Annotated in this window: 9 protein-coding genes; 4 read left to right on the top strand and 5 right to left on the bottom strand. The window is 59.6% G+C overall.

Annotated elements, in window-relative coordinates; all coding sequences use genetic code 11:
- Positions 1–226 (bottom strand): solute carrier family 23 protein (locus KGA97_RS22245; protein WP_317848241.1); only part of this gene is annotated, 226 nt, incomplete at its 3' end.
- A gap of 256 nt (positions 227–482) precedes the next feature.
- Between KGA97_RS22245 and KGA97_RS22240 the strand changes: the two genes are divergently transcribed.
- Together KGA97_RS22240 and KGA97_RS22235 are read left to right on the top strand one after the other, a co-directional pair.
- Positions 483–764: a BrnT family toxin gene (locus KGA97_RS22240; RefSeq protein WP_223481507.1), complete on the top strand. Its 282-nt coding sequence runs from the start codon at positions 483–485 to the stop codon at positions 762–764.
- A 3-nt stretch (positions 765–767) separates the two neighbouring features.
- Complete coding sequence (locus tag KGA97_RS22235; RefSeq protein WP_192416865.1) at positions 768–1,100, top strand: BrnA antitoxin family protein; 333 nt, start codon at positions 768–770, stop codon at positions 1,098–1,100.
- Between the two features lies 1 nt (position 1,101).
- On the opposite strand, the gene KGA97_RS22230 is transcribed toward KGA97_RS22235, so the two are convergent.
- The gene (locus tag KGA97_RS22230; protein WP_223481506.1) at positions 1,102–1,929 is read right to left on the bottom strand and encodes an arylamine N-acetyltransferase family protein; all 828 of its coding nucleotides are present in this window, start codon (positions 1,927–1,929) and stop codon (positions 1,102–1,104) included.
- Positions 1,930–2,121: 192 nt separating this feature from the next.
- Here KGA97_RS22230 and KGA97_RS22225 point away from each other — a divergent pair, with 192 nt between their 5' ends.
- Positions 2,122–2,709 carry a GNAT family N-acetyltransferase gene (locus tag KGA97_RS22225; RefSeq protein WP_008037662.1) on the top strand — a complete coding sequence of 196 codons (588 nt, stop codon included), beginning with the start codon at positions 2,122–2,124 and terminating at the stop codon, positions 2,707–2,709.
- Positions 2,710–2,739: 30 nt separating this feature from the next.
- Here KGA97_RS22225 and KGA97_RS22220 read toward each other — a convergent pair whose 3' ends face one another.
- The 3 genes from KGA97_RS22220 to KGA97_RS22210 form a co-directional block, all read right to left on the bottom strand.
- Positions 2,740–4,311 carry a GGDEF domain-containing protein gene (locus tag KGA97_RS22220; protein WP_008037663.1) on the bottom strand — a complete coding sequence of 524 codons (1,572 nt, stop codon included), beginning with the start codon at positions 4,309–4,311 and terminating at the stop codon, positions 2,740–2,742.
- Between the two features lie 64 nt (positions 4,312–4,375).
- Entirely contained in the window at positions 4,376–5,167 is a 792-nt protein-coding gene (locus KGA97_RS22215; RefSeq protein WP_207285117.1) for an aldolase, read from the bottom strand.
- Positions 5,168–5,183: 16 nt separating this feature from the next.
- The gene (locus KGA97_RS22210; RefSeq protein WP_223481505.1) at positions 5,184–5,888 is read right to left on the bottom strand and encodes a haloacid dehalogenase type II; all 705 of its coding nucleotides are present in this window, start codon (positions 5,886–5,888) and stop codon (positions 5,184–5,186) included.
- A 107-nt stretch (positions 5,889–5,995) separates the two neighbouring features.
- Here KGA97_RS22210 and KGA97_RS22205 point away from each other — a divergent pair, with 107 nt between their 5' ends.
- On the top strand, positions 5,996–6,838 hold the full coding sequence (locus KGA97_RS22205; protein ID WP_223481504.1) for a LysR substrate-binding domain-containing protein: 843 nt from the start codon (positions 5,996–5,998) through the stop codon (positions 6,836–6,838).
- Positions 6,839–6,917 lie beyond the last annotated feature (79 nt).

Raw genomic sequence — 6,917 nt, 5'->3', positions numbered from 1 at the left:
AACCGAGGGTCTGCAGCAATGTTGCCAAGCCCCCCGCAAACAATGAAGCAGCAATCAACAAACCGATGTCCGCCGGCGAGAGCCCGGCCGCCTGGCCGATGATCAAAGGCACCGCGACGATGCCGCCGTACATGGTCAGAACGTGTTGCAGGCCGTAAGCCATATTCGCGCCGACACCGAGGTTTTCGTCCTCAGGCCGTTGGTGTGAAACATGGGGCGTTTTCATGGTTGGGGGGTTCCCTGGTTTTTGTTATGCGCACACTGTATGCAAGACTCAGGACAAATGTCTATAGAGTTGTATACAACTCATCAGTCAGATTATGGACATGTGTCCATGCAGTCCTTTCCCTGCGCTGTTTCCCCCTCCAAAAAAACATTTGAAATACATCCTTCCTGCGCCTTCTCCCCCGCCCGCTAGTCTTTGGCATTCCAAGCGACCGCCGGCACGGACGCCTCTCGCTTATACATATAAAGTATGCATAATGAAGTCATTCGAGATTCAGTGTCACAAGGCAAAGAACGCAGCTAACAAATTAAAGCACCAAGGGATCAGCCTCGCGGAGACCGAGGCGGTGTTTTATGACGAGAGAGCCCTCTCGCTGGAGGACAACCATCACGATGAACAGCGCTGGATCATCATGGGGCTGGATGCCAAAGGTCGATTGTTGGTCGTTGCGTACACCTGGCGCGAGCCGAATTTCGTTCGAATCATTTCCGCGCGCGTCGCTACCAAAAATGAACGGCGCCGATATCTGGAGGCTTGAACCATGAAAGACGAATACGATTTCAGCAACGCCAAACGCGGAGCGGTTGCCTCGAGCAAAGGCAAAACCCGCATCACCATCATGCTCGACGATGTCGTGTTAGACGCGGCGCGCCTCGCCGCCGAGAGCGAAGGTTTCGGTTATCAGACGGTGATCAACAACACCTTGCGCAAGGCCTTGCTCGACGATGGAAGCAAGAGCGCAGCGGCCATCCCGAACACCGCTGTTGTAAATGCCGGACATTTCAAAGAAGGGATAACGGCCGCCGAGCTAAAAAGCCTGGAGAAAAAACTATCGGAGGTGCTCAGTGAAATTCATCGCGTGATGAAGCCTTGAGCTACGCCGCCACGATCAACCGCGCAAGCACTTGTTTGAGCGTTGCGTGCTCCGGCACCCGAATCCCGAACTCGCGCCCCAGCAATCCGACCAGCTCATCCACATCCGTCACCTGCCGACGTTCGCTCTCGCCGCCCATCCGGTGAATCGCAAAACTGCCGTTGTTGAGCGTGCGCCGCCAGCCTTCTCCCGTTCGCGCCACCATCAGTTGCCTGGCAAAAGACGATTCAGGATGGGTCGAGACGTACCAGTTGCCGACGGCGAAATCGATGTCTTCCTGCCGTTGCAGGTCGAAGATGTACATCGCCCGCCACTCACCGGCAACGTTGGCGCGCAAGGTGTAGCCATCGGCATGTTGCTCGATGCGATAGGGTTCGTGGGGCGTGCGCTGTTCGGCCGGGGTATCGAGCAGCAGCGGTGCCGTAGGCACCATGCCACCGAAGCCGACATCGGTGATGTAGCGCACGTCATCCAGGATGACCAGGCTCAAGCGGTGTGTCCGCGCCGTCCACGCGCCCTCGGGTTGGCCCATGACCACTCGGCCGGAGATGCCACGGGCATTGAAGCCCAGCGCCTGAAGCAGCGCCAGAAACAGATTGTTGAGTTCGTAGCAGTAACCTCCACGACCATCGTGCAGGACTTTTTGCTCGATGGACGGCAGATCGATGAGCACAGGCTCGCCTGACAGCGTGGTGAGGTTTTCAAACGGGAATGCGCCGGTGTGACGCAGTTGCAGTTGACGCAGGGTGTCCAGGGTCGGCGCCGGTGGCGCATCGAAGCCCAGGCGTTGCAGGTACAACGCAAGATTGCTCAGACGTGGCTCGCTCATTGCTCGGTCCTTATGCAGTGGCCGCAGGTCTCTGCGCCGATGGCCGCCATGTATAAGGGATAAAACGGTACGACCGACAATTGATTTCGCCAATCGCCACACGACGATTAGCCCTGCCAGTTGCGTCAGCCGTCGGAACTACGGCGTAATAGGCGCCCGACGCCTGCCTGATCTGCCGAGAAAACCGACGCCATGGAAACACCGCTGGAAGGCAACAGAATCTGCCTGCGCCCACTGCAATACGCCGATGCCGATGCGCTGGTACACGCCGCCGAAGATGGCGAACTGTGGAACCTGACTGTCACCGTCGTGCCCTCCCCGACCACGGTGCACAGCTACCTGAAAAAAGCCCTCGACGGACGGGATGCAGGTACTGTTCTGCCCTACGTCATCGTGCTCAAGGACACCGGGGAGGTCATCGGTTCGACGCGCTTCTGGAAAATCGACCAGCTCAATCGCAAGCTCGAAATCGGCAGCAGCTGGATCTCGGCCCGCTGGCAAAAAACCTTCGTCAACACCGAAGCCAAATACCTGATGCTGCGGTACGCCTTCGACGTGCTGGACTGCGTGCGGGTGCAGTTCACCACCGACGAGAACAATCAGAAGTCGCGCAACGCAATCCTCAGGCTCGGCGCGCAACAGGAAGGTATCGTGCGTCACGAACGGATCATGCCGGACGGACGCAAGCGCAACTCGGTGCGGTTCAGCATCATCGATGATGAATGGCCGACGGTGCGTCAGCGGCTCGAACAAAAACTTGCCGACTACAGCCTTCGCTAATCCGCACAGACCGCTCGCGCCTGAGTCGTCTTAACGATCCGAGCGCATCAACTCCTCGATCCCGCCGTCGATGGACAGCACCGCCGAACGGTTTCGCCCTGAATGCTTGGCCTGATACAAGGCGGCGTCCGCACGCCCGATGAACACTTCGGTGCTGTCCAGCCGCGTGGGCACAAACGAATAGCAGCCAAGGCTGACCGTGACGAAACCGTTGGGCGAACCGCTGTGGCTGATGTTTTTGGCCATGACGGCGCGACGGATATGCTCGGCAATGACCATCGCACCGTGAATATCGGTATCCGGCAGCAACACTGCGAACTCCTCACCACCGTACCGCACCGCCAGATCGGCTTTTCGATGGCAGCAACTCTTCACCGCCCGTGCCACTTGTGCCAGGCAATGGTCCCCCGCCACGTGGCCATAAGCGTCGTTGTAGCGCTTGAAGTAATCGATATCGAGCATGATCAGGCTCAATGAGCTCGACTGACGGATGCCACGGCCGAACTCGATGTCCAACGCCTGCTCGAACAGTCGGCGATTGGCCAGGCCGGTCAGGCTGTCGTGGGTCGCGATGAGCTTCAGCGCCTCCTTGGCCTTGCGCAGATCCGCCTCGACCTGCTCGCCGAGGCGAACCTGGCGCACGAACACCCAGCCGAACAAGCCAATGCCCAGCACGACAAGGGCAACGATGACGCTGGATCGAAACGCGGTGTCGTACCAACCCTTGAGAATCGAATCCCTGGACGATGCCGCCGACACCACCAGCGGATAGGCGTCGAGCTGTCGGTAGCCATACAACCGAACGGTGCCGTCGACCACCGAACGGAACGTTGCGTTGCCGGAGGGCGCGTTGGGCAGCAACGTCTGAAAGATCTCGCCATTGGCCAACGACGAGCCAATCTGCGCTTCGACAAACGGCCGGCGCGCCAGCAACGTCCCGTCGGTCAGCCCCAAAAACATCGAGCCATTGTCATCAAGGCTGAAGCTTTTGAAGAACTGGTCGAAGTAGGACATCTTGATGCCGGCCAGCAACACGCCCTGGAAATGGCCGTTTTTATCGTTGATGCGCTTGGAGACCGGAATGATCCACTCGCCATTCTCACGACTGCGAATGGCCGGCCCGATGTGCGCCACGGACGATACGTTCTGCTGGTGATACATAAAGTATTCGCGGTCCGCCACGCCTCGACCACGAGGCAGATCCGCAAAAGAAGTCACGATCCACTGGCCCTTCTGGTCAAACAGCAAGATCCCGTGCAATTGATTCAGCGCCTGCACCCGCTGGGCGAACGTTTTCTGAAGACGTGGGCGCTGCGGCGGACCGTAGCCGTCGGCCTGAATCCAGTCAACCAGACTGGTCAACACCAGGTCGGCTTTCATGAAGGTGTCTTCGGCTTGCTGCGCCATGGCTCGCGTCAGGTTCGATGACGCCACTTCGGCCACGGCCAGATCGTGCCGGCGCGATTGCTCCAGTTGCAGGTAAAGCAAACCGCACAGGCACAGGCACACCACAGCAATGAACAGCATCGCTGCCTTGCGCAGCGGCAACCGTTTCAAAGCAACGCCAGTGGCGATGTGCGGGTCGTTTTGGAGATTAGGCAAAGCTCATCCTGCAAGGGTAAGGCATGGGCGAAGGCCCAAAACCCTTATATTTTGCGAGCTTAGTCTACGCCGTAGTGAGGGGCAATCGTCCTTTGGACAGTCTGCGCATCGCACTGTGCAAATGCGCCCGCGCGCTTTCGGCATCCCCCAGGCGCATTTGTTCGTAGGCGCGCCGGGCAATCGGCTCGGGCACAGGCTTGAGATCGCGCTGGGTCGCCATCGCCATCAGTTGCACCTGGGCGGCACGTTCGAGGTAATACAGATCGTCCCACGCCTCGGCAATGGTCGGTCCGGCGACAATCACACCGTGGTTTTTCAGAAACAGAATGTCGGCATTGCCCATGACACTGGCGATCCGGTCGCCTTCGGATTCATCGAGGGCCAGGCCGTTGTAGTCCTCGTCCACCGCCGTGCGGCCGTAAAATTTCAATGCCGTCTGCCCCAGCCACAACAGCGGTGGGCCTTGCAGCAAACATAACGCCGTGGCGTGAGGCATGTGCGTATGGAACGCCACTTTCAGCCTTGGCAGCTGTTGGTGCAGGCGGGCGTGAATGTAAAACGCGGTCGCTTCAGGCTGCCCTTCGCCGGCCACGACATTGCCGTGAAAGTCGCAGACCAGAAGATTTTCAGCGCTGACTTCTTCGAAGGCATAACCGTAGGGGTTCACAAAAAACAGATCATCCCGGCCCGGCACCATCGCGGAAAAGTGGTTGCAGATTCCCTCCTCCAGACCGTGCAGCGCCGCGAGCTGGAAGCACGCTGCCAGCTCCGTGCGCGCGGTGATGGCCGCCTGCGAATCCAGATTCAGCTCGGTGTAACGGGTGGGACGGGAACCACCTGCAAGGGTGTGTGCCATGGCAATGACTCCGGGTTTACCAGCCAAGGGATTTGAACAAGGGCACGACTTGATCCAGCGTGTTTACTGTCGCATCGGGCTGGTAGTCCGGCAGCAATTGCCGACCGGTGCCGCGATCGACCCACACGCAGCGAAAGTGCATGTCCCGCGCGGCGGTGTGGTCCAGCGTCGGGCTGGCGCAGATGTGCACCACTTGATCACGTGTCACGCCCAGTTGCTCGTGAGCGTAGTCGAACAGTCGCGGATCCGGCTTGTAAGCACCGGCCTGCTGCGCGGTGATCACCCGATCGATGTGCCCGCCCAGTTGCGCAACGTTGCCGGCGATGATGTCGTCATCGGTGTTGGACACAATGCACAGCTTGAAACCCATCGCCTTGAGCCGGGCGAGGGTCTCGATCACTTCCGGAAACGGCGGCATCCGCGGGATCGCCGTGGCCAGGCGCAGGCTGTCTTCGGGGGCACTCGCCAACGCCAGTTCTTCCAGGGCGAGATGCAACCCGCTAGTGCTCAACTCGCGGAACGAGCGATGCGGCGGCATCTGTTCCAGCCGGTGTTCATGCCGGTCGTACACCTCGATCAGGCGATCGACATCAACGCTGTGATCCCCCTTGTCGCGCAAGATGTCCGCCACCACGGCTTTCAAGCCCTCATCCCACTGAATCAACGTGCCGTAGCAATCGAAGGTCAGCCACTCGGGGCGCGGGGTGATTGTGAGTGTCATGTTCGTTTCCTCTGAAGGGTGATCTTCAGGTTAAGAGCGATCAGTGATAGTGTGAAATTAAATTAATAACGATCTGTCAGTGACAAATCGAATATCAAGAGGCCGCCATGCTCGATCTCGAATTGCTCAAGACCTTCGTTTGTGTGGCGGACGAAGGCAGCTTCACCCGCGCCGCCGAGCGCGTGCACCGGACCCAATCCACCGTAAGCCAACAGGTGCGCAAACTCGAAGAACTGGTCGGGCATGCGCTGCTGTTGCGTGACCGAACCGGGCAGAACATCAGCGTGACCGAGCATGGAGAGATGCTGATTCACTACGCACGGCGCTTGCTCGCCCTGTCCTCGGAGGCAGTGGAAGCCTTGGCCAGCGACCTCGACCTGGAAATCCTGCGTATCGGCGTACCGGAAGATTTCGATGCCCGGCGCATGGCCGTGATCCTTGCCGGCTTCAACCGGGCCAGGCCCGAAGCGCGCCTGGAAACCGTCAGCGGCATGAGCACCGATCTCAAGCAGAAACTCGCGGTGGGCACCCTCGATATTGCCTTGGTCAAACGCGAACCGGACAGCGGCCCCTGCTGGGCGGCGTGGCCGGAAACGCTGGTCTGGGTCAAGGGTGTGGGGGTCGACTCCGCCAATGGGGTATTGCCCTTGGCGCTGTTCCCACAGGGCTGCATTTATCGGCAACGGGCGATCCGTCTGCTGGATGTGGCGCAGCGGCCCTGGCGCGTTGCGTTCGGCAGCCACAGCCTGACGGGCATTCAGGCAGCGGTGGCCTCCGGGCTGGGCGTGTCAGTGCTGCCCGCTTCGGCGGTGTTGCCTGAGCATCGCGTATGCAGCGATCTGCCCGAACTGCCGCCGACCGAGTTGGCGCTGATCAGCCGGGAAGGCGCGTTGACCGGATTGCAGCGAGCCTTGGTGGCGTTTTTGCAGGAAGAGCTGGGCAAGGCATGAGCAAGAAGACTGCGTGCAGGTACCGAACGGTTGACACCGGTTGAAGCTCGCGCAAAAAAACGGGTGCCTCAAGAGCACC

It is taken from the genome of Pseudomonas sp. BF-B-15 (assembly GCF_019946675.1).
Taxonomy (GTDB): Bacteria; Pseudomonadota; Gammaproteobacteria; order Pseudomonadales; family Pseudomonadaceae; genus Aquipseudomonas; species Aquipseudomonas migulae.
This window is presented reverse-complemented; position numbering and strand designations above follow the sequence as displayed.

Coding starts and splice junctions, on each gene's coding strand:
- KGA97_RS22215 (WP_207285117.1), bottom strand. CDS start 5,167: ATGGCACACACCCTTGCAGGTGGTTCCCGTCCCACCCGTTACACCGAG.
- KGA97_RS22205 (WP_223481504.1), top strand. CDS start 5,996: ATGCTCGATCTCGAATTGCTCAAGACCTTCGTTTGTGTGGCGGACGAA.
- KGA97_RS22230 (WP_223481506.1), bottom strand. CDS start 1,929: ATGAGCGAGCCACGTCTGAGCAATCTTGCGTTGTACCTGCAACGCCTG.
- KGA97_RS22210 (WP_223481505.1), bottom strand. CDS start 5,888: ATGACACTCACAATCACCCCGCGCCCCGAGTGGCTGACCTTCGATTGC.
- KGA97_RS22240 (WP_223481507.1), top strand. CDS start 483: ATGAAGTCATTCGAGATTCAGTGTCACAAGGCAAAGAACGCAGCTAAC.
- KGA97_RS22225 (WP_008037662.1), top strand. CDS start 2,122: ATGGAAACACCGCTGGAAGGCAACAGAATCTGCCTGCGCCCACTGCAA.
- KGA97_RS22235 (WP_192416865.1), top strand. CDS start 768: ATGAAAGACGAATACGATTTCAGCAACGCCAAACGCGGAGCGGTTGCC.